Source organism: Hyphomonas beringensis (assembly GCF_000682755.1).
GTDB lineage: Bacteria > Pseudomonadota > Alphaproteobacteria > Caulobacterales > Hyphomonadaceae > Hyphomonas > Hyphomonas beringensis.
In genome coordinates, this window is the sequence record NZ_AWFF01000020.1 from 1 (window position 1) to 221 (window position 221).

Below are 221 nucleotides of genomic sequence, written 5' to 3' on the forward strand. Positions count from 1 at the left end.
CATGAATTTATTTAGTCCTTTTTTTCTTTTATCATTTTCAACTTCAATGAAATTGAGATATTTAGTAATTTTAATATTATTTTCTATTATTTCTTTTTTTTCAGTATAAATTGTTGTTTGACTAGATATTTGATCTATAAATGTTTGATTTAGTATTTCTAAATAATCTTTATTAAAATATAATTCTATAAAACTAAGTCTAACTAATATTTCAATAATTT

At 16.3% G+C, this 221-nt stretch carries 1 protein-coding gene; it reads right to left on the bottom strand.

All coding sequences use genetic code 11. The annotated features are described in order from the left end of the window. Positions 1–221, bottom strand: a 221-nt coding sequence (locus tag HY29_RS19555) for a hypothetical protein (protein ID WP_206741912.1), incomplete at both ends; no start/stop codon positions are given.